This window comes from Tardiphaga sp. 813_E8_N1_3, from assembly GCF_051811025.1.
In the GTDB taxonomy this organism is placed as follows: Bacteria; Pseudomonadota; Alphaproteobacteria; order Rhizobiales; family Xanthobacteraceae; genus Tardiphaga.
Genome location: NZ_JBPWQE010000001.1, coordinates 300,451 through 315,144, shown reverse-complemented (window position 1 = coordinate 315,144; position 14,694 = coordinate 300,451). Strand labels below are relative to the sequence as shown.

The 14,694-nt window shown below is 59.6% G+C and carries 17 protein-coding genes and 1 tRNA gene; 7 read left to right on the top strand and 11 right to left on the bottom strand.

Annotation, left to right across the window (positions count from 1 at the left end):
- Positions 1-25 precede the first annotated feature (25 nt).
- Positions 26-241, top strand: a complete 216-nt coding sequence (locus AB8A33_RS01475; protein WP_315844026.1) for a hypothetical protein — start codon at positions 26-28, stop codon at positions 239-241.
- Positions 242-336: 95 nt separating this feature from the next.
- Here the strand turns inward: AB8A33_RS01475 and AB8A33_RS01470 are convergent, their stop codons facing one another.
- From AB8A33_RS01470 to AB8A33_RS01450, 5 genes are all read right to left on the bottom strand, one after another.
- Positions 337-1,014, bottom strand: coding sequence for a DsbA family protein (locus AB8A33_RS01470; protein WP_439091139.1), 678 nt, complete (start codon positions 1,012-1,014; stop codon positions 337-339).
- A 33-nt stretch (positions 1,015-1,047) separates the two neighbouring features.
- Entirely contained in the window at positions 1,048-1,827 is a 780-nt protein-coding gene (locus tag AB8A33_RS01465; RefSeq protein WP_068729255.1) for a sulfite exporter TauE/SafE family protein, read from the bottom strand.
- Positions 1,828-1,992: 165 nt separating this feature from the next.
- Positions 1,993-2,715 (bottom strand): LrgB family protein, encoded by a 723-nt coding sequence (locus tag AB8A33_RS01460; RefSeq protein ID WP_439091138.1) that lies wholly within the window; start codon positions 2,713-2,715, stop codon positions 1,993-1,995.
- Positions 2,715-3,098 carry a CidA/LrgA family protein gene (locus AB8A33_RS01455; RefSeq protein WP_439074521.1) on the bottom strand — a complete coding sequence of 128 codons (384 nt, stop codon included), beginning with the start codon at positions 3,096-3,098 and terminating at the stop codon, positions 2,715-2,717. Before AB8A33_RS01455 ends, AB8A33_RS01460 begins: the two co-directional genes overlap by 1 nt.
- A gap of 78 nt (positions 3,099-3,176) precedes the next feature.
- On the bottom strand, positions 3,177-3,683 hold the full coding sequence (locus tag AB8A33_RS01450; protein WP_439091137.1) for a hypothetical protein: 507 nt from the start codon (positions 3,681-3,683) through the stop codon (positions 3,177-3,179).
- Between the two features lie 198 nt (positions 3,684-3,881).
- On the opposite strand from AB8A33_RS01450, the gene AB8A33_RS01445 reads away from it, so the two are divergent.
- Together AB8A33_RS01445 and AB8A33_RS01440 are read left to right on the top strand one after the other, a co-directional pair.
- Positions 3,882-4,166, top strand: coding sequence for a PsiF family protein (locus tag AB8A33_RS01445; protein WP_439095826.1), 285 nt, complete (start codon positions 3,882-3,884; stop codon positions 4,164-4,166).
- Between the two features lie 115 nt (positions 4,167-4,281).
- On the top strand, positions 4,282-5,346 hold the full coding sequence (locus AB8A33_RS01440) for an AbrB family transcriptional regulator (RefSeq protein WP_439091136.1): 1,065 nt from the start codon (positions 4,282-4,284) through the stop codon (positions 5,344-5,346).
- On the opposite strand, the gene AB8A33_RS01435 is transcribed toward AB8A33_RS01440, so the two are convergent.
- Positions 5,343-5,882, bottom strand: coding sequence for a disulfide bond formation protein B (locus AB8A33_RS01435; RefSeq protein WP_439091135.1), 540 nt, complete (start codon positions 5,880-5,882; stop codon positions 5,343-5,345). The genes AB8A33_RS01440 and AB8A33_RS01435 overlap by 4 nt on opposite strands.
- Positions 5,883-6,059: 177 nt before the next feature.
- Here AB8A33_RS01435 and AB8A33_RS01430 point away from each other — a divergent pair.
- A tRNA-Leu gene (locus tag AB8A33_RS01430) sits at positions 6,060-6,144 on the top strand.
- Between the two features lie 533 nt (positions 6,145-6,677).
- A complete protein-coding gene (locus AB8A33_RS01425) occupies positions 6,678-7,598 on the top strand; it encodes a hypothetical protein (protein ID WP_439091134.1) in 921 nt (306 codons plus the stop codon).
- A gap of 22 nt (positions 7,599-7,620) precedes the next feature.
- Here AB8A33_RS01425 and AB8A33_RS01420 read toward each other — a convergent pair whose 3' ends face one another.
- Entirely contained in the window at positions 7,621-7,884 is a 264-nt protein-coding gene (locus AB8A33_RS01420; protein WP_439091133.1) for a pyocin activator PrtN family protein, read from the bottom strand.
- Between the two features lie 209 nt (positions 7,885-8,093).
- On the opposite strand from AB8A33_RS01420, the gene AB8A33_RS01415 reads away from it, so the two are divergent.
- Complete coding sequence (locus AB8A33_RS01415) at positions 8,094-8,468, top strand: hypothetical protein (protein ID WP_439091132.1); 375 nt, start codon at positions 8,094-8,096, stop codon at positions 8,466-8,468.
- Between the two features lie 85 nt (positions 8,469-8,553).
- On the opposite strand, the gene AB8A33_RS01410 is transcribed toward AB8A33_RS01415, so the two are convergent.
- The 3 genes from AB8A33_RS01410 to AB8A33_RS01400 all read right to left on the bottom strand — a co-directional run bounded on the left by AB8A33_RS01410 (position 8,554) and on the right by AB8A33_RS01400 (position 11,995).
- Positions 8,554-9,510, bottom strand: coding sequence for an SGNH/GDSL hydrolase family protein (locus AB8A33_RS01410; protein ID WP_439091131.1), 957 nt, complete (start codon positions 9,508-9,510; stop codon positions 8,554-8,556).
- Complete coding sequence (locus AB8A33_RS01405) at positions 9,507-11,555, bottom strand: hypothetical protein (protein WP_439091130.1); 2,049 nt, start codon at positions 11,553-11,555, stop codon at positions 9,507-9,509. Before AB8A33_RS01405 ends, AB8A33_RS01410 begins: the two co-directional genes overlap by 4 nt.
- A gap of 116 nt (positions 11,556-11,671) precedes the next feature.
- Positions 11,672-11,995: a hypothetical protein gene (locus tag AB8A33_RS01400; RefSeq protein ID WP_439091129.1), complete on the bottom strand. Its 324-nt coding sequence runs from the start codon at positions 11,993-11,995 to the stop codon at positions 11,672-11,674.
- Between the two features lie 23 nt (positions 11,996-12,018).
- On the opposite strand from AB8A33_RS01400, the gene AB8A33_RS01395 reads away from it, so the two are divergent.
- Positions 12,019-12,276: a hypothetical protein gene (locus AB8A33_RS01395; RefSeq protein WP_439091128.1), complete on the top strand. Its 258-nt coding sequence runs from the start codon at positions 12,019-12,021 to the stop codon at positions 12,274-12,276.
- Positions 12,277-12,300: 24 nt separating this feature from the next.
- Here the strand turns inward: AB8A33_RS01395 and AB8A33_RS01390 are convergent, their stop codons facing one another.
- The gene (locus tag AB8A33_RS01390) at positions 12,301-14,694 is read right to left on the bottom strand and encodes a M15 family metallopeptidase (RefSeq protein WP_439091127.1); all 2,394 of its coding nucleotides are present in this window, start codon (positions 14,692-14,694) and stop codon (positions 12,301-12,303) included.

Genomic DNA, 14,694 nt, shown 5'->3' with positions numbered 1-14,694 from the left:
CCACATTCAACGGAGGCTTATCGACATGCGGACGTTTTTTGGAATGATCCTGGGTGCGCTGATCCTGGGCATCGGCGTTTACATCTACGATTCGATGTCGACCTCGTCTGTGGCGAACGGCCAGACGGCGCAGGAGCGACGGACCATCGTCAACTGGGACGTCGCCGCCAACGAATGGGAAGCGCTGAAAACGCGCACCAGGCAGGATTGGGCCAAGCTGACCTCGCAAGTGAAGTCGTAAGACGACACGTCACCAACGACAAACCGGCTGAAGCCAGCCAAAAAAAGCCCTCGCTGATGAGCGAGGGCTTTTTTCTGTCGTGAACGTGCAGACTTTTACTTCTTCGCAGCCGCAGCTTTGCGCGCATCGGCGATCGCGAGAACGAACTGTTCTTTGGTGATCGGGCCGGGAATCCGGAACTTGCCGACGATGAAGGATGGCGTGCCGTTGAAGCCGAAAGCCGTCGCCTGCTCGTCGATCTGCTTCAGCTTGGCAACGATCGCATCCTGATTTTTCTGCAGATCGGCGACGGCGCGATCGACATCGATGCCGGCCTTGGCAAGCCGGTCACGCGCAATCGCTTCGGTCAGTTTGGTATCGAGGCTGATCAGGGCGTCCTGCGCCTCGATGAACTTGTTCTGGTATCTCGCCGCGAGCACGAGACGGGCCGCATAGACCGACACCGGCCCCAGGATCGGCCAGTCCTTCGACACCAGGCGAACCTTGCCGTCTTCCTTCACCAAGGCGCGCAGGTCAGGCGCAATCTTGCGGCAATAGGGGCATTGATAGTCGAAAAATTCGACGATGGTGATGTCGCCCTTCGGGTTGCCGGCGGCCGGGATATCCGGATCGCGCAGCACCGCGGCTTCGTTGAGGACGTCTTCGTCCTTGGCGGCACCAGATGCCGCGAGCACCTTGCCGGACACGCCAAGCAGCATGGCGCCACCGAAAAGCCCGAGCGCAGCGCGGCGCGTCGTGGCGGTCTTCGAGGTATCGCGGATTGCGGCAGTCATGATGTTCTCCGAAGACGCATCATGCGCCAGCGCTCAGGTAATGTAGATGTTGCGGGCCAACATATAGAGCGCCACGACGATAATGATAGACGCAAAAACGGTATTCAACGCGCCGCGCCGCAGCGACAGATGCCGCGCCAGGCTGGTTCCCAACAGTCCGCCGAGCAGACCACCCAGAATGAACACCAGCGCGAGTTTCCAGGAGATCAACCCGGACCAGGCATAGCTCGATGCCGTGGTGAGACCGAAGGCGGTGACCGCCACCAGCGATGACGAGATCGCACTCATGATCGACATGCCCGTGGCCGCCATCAGCGCCGGCACGATCAGAAAGCCGCCACCGATTCCGAAGAAGCCGGACAGCGCGCCGGTGACAAGACCCAGCGCAAGCAGCGAAGGCGTGTTCGACATGCTGATCTCGACGCGGTGTTCGCCGACCTGGGCGCGCGTCTTCAGCATCAGCACGGCGATCACCAGCATCAGGACTGCGAACAGCGCCAGCAAATTCTGCCCGTCCACCTGCTTGCCGAGAATCGAGCCTCCGAGCGCACCGGCGATTCCTGCGGCGGCAAACACCAGCGCGCATGACCAGTGCACGTTGCCGCCACGCGCATGATTACCGAGATTGACCGCCGCATTGGCCGCGACCGCAATGGCGCTGGTGCCGATCGCGACATGCGGCTCAGGCACGCCGACGACATAGACCATCAGCGGCACAGCGAGGATCGAGCCGCCGCCACCGACCAGGCCGAGCGAGAAGCCGACCAGTGCGCCCGAAGCCAGGCCGAGCGCCCCCTGCATCACAGTCATCATGAACGGCTGATTCTCATCTTCTCATCTGAGCATGATCTTTCGAAAAAATCAGTGTCCACTTGTTCGGATCATGCGCGCAACGGCGTGACCATAGTGACCTTTCCGGCCCGGCTCCATGCAGTCAGCATCACAAATCCGCCTGCCGGGAAAACGCTGTCGTGACCATCAGCGCACCAGAAGGGTGACGGCAAGCGGAACCAGCAGGGAGGTCACCAGCGCATTCAGGCTCATGGCGATGCCGGCGAAGACGCCGGCCACGGCATCGACCTGAAAGGCCCGCGCTGTGCCGATCCCATGCGACGCCAATCCGACGGCAAAGCCACGGGCGCGATAATCGGTGATGCCCATACGGTTCATCATCGGCGTGACGATGATCGCGCCCATGATGCCGGTAAGCACCACTGCCACCGCGGTCAGCGATGCGTCGGCGCCGAGCGATTCGCTGATGCCCATGGCGACACCGGCGGTGACCGATTTCGGCGCCAGCGACAGCACCACGTTTTGCGGCAGGCCGAAGGCCTTTGCCAGCAACACGACCGAGACGATCGCCGTGGCACAGCCGACCACGAGCGCAGCCAGCATCGGCACGATCGCTGCCGCCACCACCTTGCGATTTTCGTAGAGCGGTACGGCCAGCGCCACCGTCGCCGGACCGAGCAGGAAGTGCACGAATTGCGCACCGCTGAAATAGGTCGTGTAGGACGTCCCGGTCAGCAGCAGGAACACGGCGATGATCCACATCGAGTGGAATACCGGGTTGGCGAACGGATGCCGGCCGGTCGTCAGCGACAGCGCATCCGCCGTCGCATAGACCAGCAGCGTCACGGTCAGCCACAGCAGCGGCTGTTGCGAGAGATAGACCCAGAGTGAGAACGGATTGGCGGTCATCACGCGCTCCGCCCGCGTGTCATCACCCGGCTGATAACGAGGAACGTCGCCACCGTCACCAGCAGCGTGATCACCACCGAGATCGCCAGAACGCCGACGATGGCCGTGCCATGCTCGGCCAGCAGATCGAGCTTCTGCACCACGCCGACACCGGCGGGGATAAACATCAGCGACAGATGTGCAAGCAGGCCCTTGGCGGCATTCTCCACGCCGCCGCCCTGCAGCGGCCCCTGCGCGAACAGCACGGCACGGTCACGCAGCAACAGCAGAACGAGCAGCAACAGCATGCCGAGCACCGGGCCGGGCACCGGCCATGCAAAAGCGCGCACGGCGATCTCGCCAGCGAGCTGGCACAGCAGGATCAGGGACAGACTGGCAATCATGGGGACTCCGCGGATGACCGATCGTTATCGCCCGCGAAGCAAGTGATGTCGATCAACCTCAGCGCACGGCTGATCCGATCAGGCGGCGCCCTTCAGCTTCTTGGTGCACTCGCTGTAGTAGCCGCCACCCTTTTCGATCCACTTCATGCCGCCATTGGCATTGCCGGCCTTGTTGGCATTGTACTGATCCACGCAGGTGTGCATCCGCGCCTTGCCAGCCGTCTCCTTGGCGTATTTCGGATCGACCGCCGACGGGAAGGTGGCAGGGCCTGCCGGAGCCGCAGCTGTCGTCGCAGCCGGCTTGGGGGCCGCAGCAGGTTTCGGCGCAGCCGCAGGTTTGGTTTCAGCAGCCTTTGGCGCCGCGGTTGCCGCAGGTGCAGCAGCGGGCGTCGTCGCAGCGGCATCAGTCCCGCATTCGGCTTTGCGGAAGTCATTCCATTTCTGGCCGTTCAGCGTGCCGGCGGTCTTGGCCGCCTGATATTTTGCACTGCATTCAGTCGCGGTAAGTGCATGGGCCGGACTGAAAGCAAGCAGAGCAAAACTGGATACTGCAATCGCGCAGGCGAATTTGACGGGCATCGTCATGGCGTTCTCTCCCTTTGCTACACTAAGTAAAAGTAGACGACGGCATCCTATCGCTACCGTTGCACGTAGCAACGGGACCGCAGCTCCCTGCGAAAAATTATCGTGATCGCACTGCCAGATATATTTCAACTCATTCACCTGCCGTTCAGCCCGGCGCGCCCACCCTGTCCTCCCTGTTCAATTCGAGGTGCTGCCATGATCCGATTCGCTTCTAGCCTTGCCACTGCCGCCGTTGCCTCAGTCCTGCTGATGGGGGCGGCATCCGCACAGACCACCGCTCAGGCACCTGCGCCGGCGGCCACCAAGACTGCGCCCGCCAAGGCGGCCCCCGCCGACAAGATGGCGCCTGCGGACAAGACAGCCGAGAAGCCCCGCACGGCGGCATCGCTTGAATGTTCGAAACAGGCTGACGCCAAGGGCCTGCATGGCGACGCCCGCCGTAAATTCCGCTCGGAATGCAAGAAGACCGCAAAACCGAACTAAACTCTCGTCATCCACCTGTCCCTCGCCCGGAAAGCGAGGGACAGGTAGACCACACCGCATTTGTCGCCAGATGCAGACTTTGCCATAAAGCGGGCTCCTTCAGCTTCCCGTGCAAATGGCCATCGCTCTTCCCAGCCCCCTGCAGATTCGCACCACCCTTGAGACGCTCGTCATCGGCACGATTGGCGGCGCGCTATTCTATTTGGCGGAATTGCCGGGCGGGCTGATCTCCGGCGCAATGATCGCGGTCGCCGCCTACGGCATCCTCGGCCGTCCGGTCGGACTGCCACAGCCGATGGCCCATGTCATCCTGATGACACTGGGCCTATCGCTCGGCTCGATGGTGTCGCCGGAGATGGTGCACAATCTCAGCGCCTATCCGGTGACCATCGCGCTGCTGGCGCTGGCTACGTTCTGCGCCACCTTCGGCAGCAGCATCTATCTGCAGCGCGTCCATGGCTGGGACCGCACCTCCGCGCTGCTGGCCGGCAGTCCCGGCGCGCTATCGCAAATCATCATGCTGGCCACCGAGCGCAATGCCGACGTACCGGGCATCGCGGTCGTGCAGATTTTCCGCGTCATCATCCTGACCGGCATGGTGCCGCTGCTGCTCGCCGCCACCGGCCTGATGGGTCATGGCCCGCTGCCATCGCGCGGACCGGAAGCCTCGCCGCTGGCACTCGCCGAGCTCGCCGCCGCGGCCGTTGCGGTCTCGCTGATCATGCGCTGGATCAAGTTTCCGGCAAGCTGGATGTTCGGCGCGATGATGGCCTCATCGGTGCTGCACGGCACCGGCTGGGTCCACGGCACGCTGCCGCAATGGGCTTACATCACCGCCCTCGTCGGCATCGGCAGCCTGATCGGCTCGCGCTTCGGCAAGATCTCGCCGCGCACGATTCTCAGTCACGTCTGGGCCGCGCTCGGCTCGTTCACGGTGGCCATCGCCATATCGGCCGTGTTCGTCACGATCATCGCGCTCACCACGACTGTGAAGCTGAGCGATGTCGTTGTCGCCTTCGCGCCCGGCGCCATGGACGCCATGCTCGCACTGGCGCTGACGCTGCATATCGATCCGGTGTTCGTCGGCGCGCATCATCTGTCGCGCTTCATCTATGTGTCGATCGTCACGCCCGGCATCGTGCATCTGTTCGGCAAGGCGCAGGACGACATCGACGATTAGCGCCGTGCGGTCTTGCCTGCGCCCCACAGTGCGATCGCCGCCATCAGCAGCGAGATCAGCACATTGTAGCCGGCCAGCGACAGGCCAAGGAAACGCCACTGCACCTCGTCGCAGCGGATCACCTTCACGGTGTCGAGGCGCTCCAGCAGGCTGCCGGCCTTGCCGAGATCGACCACCGGACCCGAACAGTCCGTCGGACCCTGCCAGAATTTCCATTCGACGCCGGCGTGATAGCCGCCGAGCACCGCATTGGCGAGCGCCGCCAGCGCCAGCACAACGAGGCCAGTCACAACAAGGCCGCGCGGCGCGTTCCTGCCGGCAGCAATCGCCACCAGCACCGCCAGCGGGATCGCGAGATAATAGGCATAGCGCTGTTCGAGGCAGAGCGGGCACGGCCGGATATCCAGCACCAGCTGGAAGAACCAGGCTCCCGCCAGCGTCGCCAGTGCAATCAGGCCGACCACCAGTGCGGCGACCAGCGCTGGATCGGATGACGCCTGCAAGGGCGCGGATTGAGGGGCAGTCTGGGCAGTCACGGTGCTCTCCGGAGTGGCTGTTGCGTCCTATCCCGGGGCCACCACCCTGTCGAGACAGCCCCGATCACACTGGAGTGTGCGCGGCGGCCCTATCGGCCAAACCGCAGGTTGACCCGCCGCCCGCGCCCGCTATATTCCGCCCGCTTCGCGCCCCCGGTCTCCGGCCGGCGTCAGAAGGCCCCTGTGGCGGAATTGGTAGACGCGCTCGACTCAAAATCGAGTTCCGCAAGGAGTGCTGGTTCGATTCCGGCCAGGGGCACCATTCATCGCAAAAAACATTTGTTGATTCAGCTAGTTAGCAGACCAACACAGTCGTCTTTACACGCCTGAATACACACCCTGCGTCAAATGGAAATCTCCACAGGTTTCTAGATCTCTGCGTGCGCCTGTCTTCAGGCAAATGCCGGTTTGTTGTTAGAGCAAACATTGTTGGCCGAAACAGGCCCCTCGCAGGTTCATAGCAGGAGACTGTAGCATCCTCGCGAGAGGGAATCACATGGCCCGCAAGAAATCCGTTCCAAATGAACAGTACTGCTACTTCTGTGAACGGCTGCAGCCGCACACTTATGACTATCGATTGCCAGATGGGAGACGATACGATGGACCAGTCTGTGAAAGCTGCCATGGCAACGCTACCATTGCTGGCAAGTTCGAAGTGCCAAAGTAAGGCCTCGCAATCGAGACTGCAAAGTTACAATCCGACGGAATGAATGGTTAGGCCGCAGCGATATGCGCTAGTGTTGTCGAGTGAAGATGCACGGAAGGTGACGACGCTACCGAAAGTCAGTCAGGAAAATGAGCAATCGGGTATCGTTCAATATCGGCGCAACGAATGAGAGACGCGAAGTCTTCTTCTTTCTAGAAAATTTGAAGACAGGCGATTTAAAGCTGTTCTTCAGACGAACGAAATTCCACAATCCTTACGCTAAGACGGACGACAGGGTGGGGAAGCTAGTGGATGAACAAAGGTATTCCATCTGGACCAGCCCGGACAGCCCACACGGCATTAATACGATTCATCACACTTATCGCGTGGGCAACGACCAAGAGGAAAGCTTCAGTTTCACTAAAGTGGTAAAAGAGAAGACCGGCTTCATACCTTTATTTGCCCGGCGATGTCCAAATCTAGCCAAGGACCACTACAAAGCGAAATTGACCCCGAAGACTGTGTCTGTAGACCTCGGCAGCTATGACCCAGCAGCGTTTATATTTCTCTATTCCGTTTTTCTTGGACCTGCCGAACGTGTATTTCGATTATACATGGAAAAGGATGTGAACTTCGCGCAGCATCACTTTTCAAAGTTCAGCATAATTGTCCTCTGGAATTTCCTCAGTCTTCCATCGACAGACGACGGATATAAAAGTCACTACATAAGGCCTCACCCCACCGACATCCAGAAGCAACCAGATCTTTTGCGGCACGCCGACTTGCCCCTGCAGGAATCCGATTGCGTATTGGAACATCTGAGAAAGGCCGCGTATTTCCGGCACCAATTCCTTTGCTGGATCGAAGATCAGCACGTGCGCCGCACGAGTTCGACTTTCGGGCAGCTTTTTCAGTTCGGAACGCGGAACAGCCCAGAATATCGAAAACATGTGCAGCTAGACGCTCTTTCAATACTTGCGCCGCCGTTGCTTTACCCGTGTGATCCAAGCACCTTTACTCTTGACGACGAACGTATAGTGGAAAGCTACGGATTGCGCGGCATTCCATAAGATATCGAGCCACTCTCCTGAATCATCGCCTGCGCAATTGATCACACTCTTTCCTGGCATCGGCTCGCCGCGCATCAATCCAGTCAGCGAGATCTTGCAGATGAACACCTCGCGCCGCTTTTTGGCTCGTCGTCATCCGGATAACAGGCAGCGCTATCTCACCCGCAGTCGCCCGCCGCACGAACTCAACCGGCGTAAGGTGGGAAAAGTAGTCGCGACAGACTAATTCCAATGGAATCACCGCTGCGCCGTTGTACTGCGCCATGAGCAGGAAAGCAGTGTTCATGCGGCCTCCTTCCAATATTGGTCGTCGAGCCAAGCGCACGCGCGCGACGTGATCTCCTCAGCCTCATCATTCAAGCTGGGAGTGTTTAGGATCATCCAAGCGATTCTATCGACCGGCGCGATTGCCCCTGCGATTAGGCTCATTTCGTCGTCGATGCTGACATCGTCAGGGATCGCATCAATAATTGCCCGCGACGCGAGAGCTGCCTGATGCAAGACAGCGCCCAGGGAAACAACGGAAAACTTTGCTTGATTGATATTAGCGCGCATTGCGGAGCCCTTTTCTATGCCGATGAAGTGGTGCCACCAACATATCGTGTACACGATATCGCTGTCAATAACATGTACACGAAAAACGCAACATTGACACAAAAACATGTACACGTTATTCGGTGCAACATGGGACGCAAAAAACTGTGGGCAGAAAACATAAATCTCACTTTGCCTGATGGTGCGAAGGAGAGAATGGATGCCGTTCTCCTTGAGGGTGAAAGCAGGCTTGATCTAATCCGCACATCGATTGACCATGAGGTCGAGCGACGCGAACAAACGTCGCTGCGCAAGAAGCAGGCTTCGCGAAAATAGTAGACAGACTACCGGGCCGATGAACGTTGCGTCTGTAGCTAAATTCATGACCTTGTTGCGAAGATCGCAACTACGGCGCAACAGATCACGCGGCGATGAATGGCAGCAGCGACGCGGCAATCTCAGCCGAGCCCGCGTCGTTCGGGTGGATGCCATCGGGGAAACTGGCGGTCGAGTTCGTCGCCCGCGCCAACCCGTCGATGACCGTGATGCGTGAATTGCCGATTGCGGTTGCAGCCTCAGTGATCGCCGTCCGATATTGCGCAATTGTCAGCGCGCCCGTTAGGTTCGTCCAAAACGGCGTAACAACGTAGATCTTCGCGGACGTTCCCGTCAGCCATGTGTTCAACATGCTGGTGTACTGCGACTTCAACGTGTTTCCATCAACCTGCGCGCCAAAGTCGTTATGGCCCAGCGCCGTGATGATCTTCGCCGGTTGGATCGCGGCTGCTGAATCGCCTGCCATGTGGTGGATCGTTCGTGAGCTGCCGAACCCCATATTGACCAGTTGCATCCCGACCGCTTGCGACAGACGTGTCGGCCACGACAATCGCGTCAGTGTCGATTCGAACCCATGCGTGATGCTATCGCCGACAGTCATGAGGATCGGAGGCCGAGGCAGCGCCGGCAGGATGCGATATCGAGGATCGATGACCGCCCCGACGAAATCGACGCCGGCCGCGAACGGCATCATCAATTCGATCAGACGGAAGCCGGTTCCGACGAGCGCAATATCGTAGGACATTGCCACGCCGCGCGTCGGTGCGTTGTCGCTGGAGAACACGCCGTCGATATAGGCGGCTATGGAATTCGTGCCGTTATTCGGCGCAAGGTTGTTCATGAACAGCTTGAGCGTCACATTCGGCGCATCGGTGCGGAACCGCACGCGCGCGCCCGGCGAAGCACGCTCATAGTCTATAAACACCAGAGGCCGAGTGAACCGCGCCTTGTCGCTCGCGACTGCAACGCCAGCATGATCGGTGTACCCAAAGCCGGAATGCGTCGGATCGAAGAAACCAGTTGAAGGACCGATGACCGTCATTGTGCGAAGCCCAGCGCAATGCCGTCGATCTTGTAGCTCTTCGGCGTGACGCCGCTCCGGATTCGCCAGCGCGGAGTATTGCCCGCCGGCTGGCCGGTGACGTTTACAATGTTCGTGGTCAGGATCGACGTCCCGCCATCGACGAACCCAAGCGCCAGTACGGCTTGCGTCCAGGTGACACCATCGCGCGATACGTCCAAGAAAATGTCCGTATTAAGCGTGAGGGCATCGGTCGGCACAACGCGCAGAACCGCAGAGATCCCGGTCGGCTGCTGCGACGATGGAAGAAGCTGCGACGCGACAATCATTGAGCCGGTCGCACCCTCCATCATCTCGATTTCATTGACGGCCCAACTATTGCCAGCAACTACGCCACTGGCGTTTAGGACACGCCAATTCTGCCACGCCCCAACGTCAGGCAGGTCAATTACACCTTTGACGTTAAAGACAAGCGCGCTATTCGACCCGGCAATAACCCAAGTCGAGCCGTTGTAATACTGGACCCACGCACCCGTGGCCGTATTTCCTGGGGTAAAATTCTGCAAAATCGTGACGCGGCGGACGCGCCGCGCCACCGGAAATGTTTGTCCTATGTAAGAAACCGCGGCCGTCGCCGCGCCTGTTTCCGCCGAGAACCATGAGCCCGATCCATTATCGAAGGCGTTTCCCATATCATGAGCTGCACCCGTGGACGCCTCACTGCCCGCGATAGCCTGCCCGACCGTCGTAAGATCCGCACCATAGCCGAGGCCAACTTTCAGCAGTCCGGCCTCGCTGGTGTCGAGCATCGTTGCGCCTGCGACATCAACCATGCCTAGTGACTTAAAGGCGTCAGCAAACATTTCGCCGAGAACAACCGGGTTGCTCGTGGCTTCCGACAACGCCAATGCAAGCAGCGAAACGGTAGTGCCCCCGGCTCCGCCCCCGCTACCACCGTCCGCGCCTAGCTTGAGCCGGATTGCCGTGAGCCCGATCGGATCGTCCGTGATTGATGTTGCGGTGACGCTACCGGCAGCAGGCACGGCAATTTCCGCCGTGATCGCGAGTACCCAAGTGTCGATCTTGACAGCGTTCCCAGGCGCTACCGTGAAAATCAGCGTCAGACCGTCAACGGTGTAATCCGTTACGGGAGTTTTCACCACGCCGTTGAGCGTCACCACGAGATTGCGCACGGTGACTGGAGCGACACTGAGCGCAAAGGCCGTGGCCGCACCGTTGCCAACGAACGATTTGGTCGAAATGTTTAGCGCCTGATCCGATACCGACGTCCAGACAGCCGCACCGCGCATCTTCATTTGTTGGATGACGCTGTTGAAATAGAGATCGCCAACGTGGAGCGCCGTTCCGTCGTTGCGCAACGTGGGATCGGCGGCCTTCGCTCCCTGGTAGACGTCCGCGAAATTCTGGACGTCGGCGATGTTGTCCGCGACAATTGCGACGTCGCCGGCCACACCAGCCACAGCCGTAATCTCGTCCGTGAACGGAAGAACGGCGGCAATATCCCCCGTGACGCCCGCAACCGTCGTGACGTCCGCCGCGATCCCGGCCACAGCGGTAACGTTGCCCGCGATGCTGGCGACAGTATCGATGCTGTCGACACTCTCAGCCAAGCGGAGAACGTCACTGATCAGGTTGTTTAAAGCGTCAGCAGACGCGGTCGGCGGGACTGTCAAAGCGCGGTCAAGGCGCTCGCTCATCTGCTGATCGCGCATCACGCCCAGGTCCAGCGCGCGTTCAATGGTCTCGGCAAAAAACGCCCCCTGATTTTCAAGGTCGGTTTCCTGCGTGTTCGGGACGTTGCGCAGGATCGTGATTTGCTGCGCGGCAGTCGGCGGGACGGTCGCCGTGATATGCCCGCCCGCCACATCGCCCACGTTCGAGACCGAATAGTCATCGCCGAGCGTCAGAATTTCCTCGCCGCTGTCTTGCGACAGGTAAACGGTTAGATGGCCCTCGTCGACGATTCGGAACCCGTAATTGAAAATCGTGGTCACGCCGTTGCCGGTGTACGGCCCGGATCGTGCAACGTTGCTGGGAACGGTCATGGTGCCTCACTGTGAATCTGTGAGGCACCATTCCGCCGCGATGGTTGTTTCTTAAAACCATCAGCGCATTTTTAGGGAAGTTCGAGCGAGCGGCATTGTTGCTCAGTTCTGGCACGTCAGTGGACGCTAGATGTCTCCCGCTCGCGATCAGCCTGGATTACGGTCATGGCATCCATTGAGCGCCTCAGTAGCCGCAACCCGATCTCGCGATACCAGGGTGGCGCTACGCCTTCGGCTCCGGTGTCTGCAACGACGAATGCCGCATGTGCAAGAGAGACAAGCTGCGCCAGCCCGGCAGCATCACTAACCTCAGCGGTTGTTGCTGCGATTAGGTCACGCTCGAAATCTCGCGCTCCACCCGGCAAATAAACCAGATTGACTGCACATCGCTGATCATTGAGCAAAAGCTCAGCATATGTTCTGATCGTATTTTCACTCATTTCGTTCTTCCTGGGGTTGGTCAATGACAGTGCGCGGCATCGTTTCTGAGATCAAAGCATCACGTCCCTTCGGCTGGGCTGTTATCAACAGGGTCAATTTGGTAATCGCCGTCGCACTCCTCCTGCAGATTTTCACCTTATTGGCCGCTCTATCTGCAAGCAGCGAAGCTGAGGACGCGTCTTATTCCGCTCGAGAAGCGCGCGACTCGGCAAGTCGTGCCGCTAACGATGCGAGAAACGCCACCTACGAACTTCAGAAGCTTCGAAGCAAACTACAATAGTTATTCAGCGACGCTCGGTGGCGACTATCTCCGTTTGGCGGCATCCTGGGTATGTAACAGGAACTTCTCGTATCGCTGCATAACGTCCCCCTTTCCAGGCTGCCTACCCATTTCGTTCTCCAAGTCCCGCGCAATCGTTCGTCGGAGATCGATCGGAATGTCCTCATACTTCACCACGGCATCGACGAATGAGCCATCGGGGCGGTTGGCGGCCTCAAATGCAAAAGTTCGCGCAGGCTCGAAGACCTTTTCGTTTGAGAAGAAGCCGTTGACGGGAACCGAAATCTTGGGCTTCCATTCGTTGGTACCCCAACTCGGATTGCCGTCTGGTCGGCGGCCCGTTTTAAATCCGGTCAAGTAGTCCCAGGTGGCTTCGGTCCATGCCCACGCGGTGCCGGGCGTCTTGACAACGACAGGCAAGAGCAGCGCGTTGATCATCGACTGAATTTCCATTTGGTTCGGGCGGCGGTCTTTGTTCGCGCGTTTAAACTCATCCATTTGCGACGACAGCGCATTGTTGAATTGAGCGACGCGGCGGTTGGCCGCTTCCAGCTCGGCACCCTTCTTGCCCGCCGTTGAAATGCCCACAGAGGCCAGTTGCGTTTCGGCCTGCGAAAACGCCGTCGTCAGGTTCAAGCCTTCCTCGCGCGCCTTGCGCTGATCCGTCAAAGCCCCGGACTGGAGCCCTGTGAATTCCTTGATCGTGTCTTTCGACAAACGGTCGCGATAGTCGTTGAGATCGACCTTCGCAAACTCAGTCGGGTTGCTGGCAGCATATCGGCGCATGTCATAGACAAGCGTTTCATCGCTCTGGACTTCGCGGCCAGTCTTCGCCGTCGCCATATAGCCCCACGCCGACGACACCGCCGCCATGCCCGCCGCCTGCCGCGTCTCCATGGGCACTTGATCCGGGCTCTTGCCCTGGTCGATGTACTGCCAAAGTTCGGCCTGGGCCTGCTTCTGGCGCGCTTCCGTCGCCTTGTTCTGCATCTCAATGCCCGACATGACACGTTGACGCGTCAGATCGCGAACCTTCGGATCGGAGATCGCGGCGAGCCGCCCCTCGATATCGTCATAGGACGCCATCGCCGCACGCGGTGCGACCATGTTATTGCGCGGCGAGACCGTACCGGATCGCGATCCAGTGGGCTCGACGTGCCAAGGCTCATGCGCCATCGGGAAGAACATGCCGTATTTACCGGCATTGGCGTGGACCCAATCGACAACCTCTTTCGGAGCCTGCGCGAGGGACTGCCCGTCATAGGCCAAATCGACCGCCTGCCCGTGGTTGTGCTTCGAACTGCCAGGAGGCGCGACCCATTTGCGCGCGGCTTCTGGCGATCCGTATTTCTGGAGCGCTTCGGTCCAAAGCTGCTGCTGCCGATCATTCGACCGATAGCCGGACAGCACGCCGAGCTTTTCACGGATGCCCGGAGGCGCGTCCTGAATCATCGCGCCCAGGTTGGTTGCGAAGCTTTCGTCAAGCCCGTCGATGTGATCGGCGGCCTTGCCCGACGTTAGGCGAGTTGACACCAATGCGCGTGCGCTCGACGGCCCGGACTGTCCGATGGTGCGGCCCTGCGTTTGCGTCGGCGCATCGACCTTGCGGCCGTTCTGCAGGATGTTGTCGGCTTCGCGCTTTGAAAGCTCGGACTTGATCTCTGTCGAGAGCGCGGTGTCGAGCGAATATCTGTCAGCGCCACTGAGGGACGAAGCGTTCGCTTTCATATACTTGTCGGCAGCGAGCGCATCGGTCGTCGCTATCTGGAGCGTGATGTTCTTGTGAACGCCGGACACATATTCGCGTTCTTTAGCACTTAACGTGTCAGCGTCCCATCCGTGCATCGCGCCCGCTTGCCGCAGCTCTGCTTGACCCGCCGCGATGTTCTTCATCACTACGTTCGGCTTGTCGAAGTTTGCTAGCGCGTCGTTACCGAACGTCTCGATGCGGGCCGCCGAGGCCTGATTGAACCACTGCTTGGTGGCTTGCCCGGTGTGCTGAATCGACTGATTCAAGGTTGCCTGCAGTCGTGCTTGTGACGCTTGATGATAATGCAGGCCAGCGCCAGGCGTAAGGTCCCGCCCAAACTCCTTCCGCTTCTCGGCAGCTTCTCGCTCAAAAGCCACCCGGCCATCGACGGCGGCGCGACCTTCCAGCGTCATGAATCCGCCAGGGCCATACTGCCGCTCGCGCATCCAATTTGCATAGTCGTTGTCGGCGTCTTTCGCGCGCAACGCGTCCTGAAGATCCAAGATATGCCCGACACCCTTCGCCAGGTCCATACCGCCCTTGGCAAGCTGCTCCATGCCATTGCCGATGTCTGAACCGAACGCTTGCGGCGTCGCCGACGACACAAGGTCTTGCCTAAACTCGGGCCGCAGTTGAACGTTCTGTTCGTAGGACGGAACTTTCACCAT

Excerpts from the sequence above, each read along its gene's own strand:
- AB8A33_RS01475 (WP_315844026.1), top strand. The coding sequence starts at position 26 with ATGCGGACGTTTTTTGGAATGATCCTGGGTGCGCTGATCCTGGGCATC.
- AB8A33_RS01470 (WP_439091139.1), bottom strand. The coding sequence starts at position 1,014 with ATGACTGCCGCAATCCGCGATACCTCGAAGACCGCCACGACGCGCCGC.
- AB8A33_RS01465 (WP_068729255.1), bottom strand. The coding sequence starts at position 1,827 with ATGATGACTGTGATGCAGGGGGCGCTCGGCCTGGCTTCGGGCGCACTG.
- AB8A33_RS01460 (WP_439091138.1), bottom strand. The coding sequence starts at position 2,715 with ATGACCGCCAATCCGTTCTCACTCTGGGTCTATCTCTCGCAACAGCCG.
- AB8A33_RS01455 (WP_439074521.1), bottom strand. The coding sequence starts at position 3,098 with ATGATTGCCAGTCTGTCCCTGATCCTGCTGTGCCAGCTCGCTGGCGAG.
- AB8A33_RS01450 (WP_439091137.1), bottom strand. The coding sequence starts at position 3,683 with ATGACGATGCCCGTCAAATTCGCCTGCGCGATTGCAGTATCCAGTTTT.
- AB8A33_RS01440 (WP_439091136.1), top strand. The coding sequence starts at position 4,282 with ATGGCCATCGCTCTTCCCAGCCCCCTGCAGATTCGCACCACCCTTGAG.
- AB8A33_RS01425 (WP_439091134.1), top strand. The coding sequence starts at position 6,678 with ATGAGCAATCGGGTATCGTTCAATATCGGCGCAACGAATGAGAGACGC.
- AB8A33_RS01420 (WP_439091133.1), bottom strand. The coding sequence starts at position 7,884 with ATGAACACTGCTTTCCTGCTCATGGCGCAGTACAACGGCGCAGCGGTG.
- AB8A33_RS01415 (WP_439091132.1), top strand. The coding sequence starts at position 8,094 with ATGCAAGACAGCGCCCAGGGAAACAACGGAAAACTTTGCTTGATTGAT.
- AB8A33_RS01410 (WP_439091131.1), bottom strand. The coding sequence starts at position 9,510 with ATGACGGTCATCGGTCCTTCAACTGGTTTCTTCGATCCGACGCATTCC.
- AB8A33_RS01405 (WP_439091130.1), bottom strand. The coding sequence starts at position 11,555 with ATGACCGTTCCCAGCAACGTTGCACGATCCGGGCCGTACACCGGCAAC.
- AB8A33_RS01400 (WP_439091129.1), bottom strand. The coding sequence starts at position 11,995 with ATGAGTGAAAATACGATCAGAACATATGCTGAGCTTTTGCTCAATGAT.
- AB8A33_RS01395 (WP_439091128.1), top strand. The coding sequence starts at position 12,019 with ATGACAGTGCGCGGCATCGTTTCTGAGATCAAAGCATCACGTCCCTTC.
- AB8A33_RS01390 (WP_439091127.1), bottom strand. The coding sequence starts at position 14,694 with ATGGTGAAAGTTCCGTCCTACGAACAGAACGTTCAACTGCGGCCCGAG.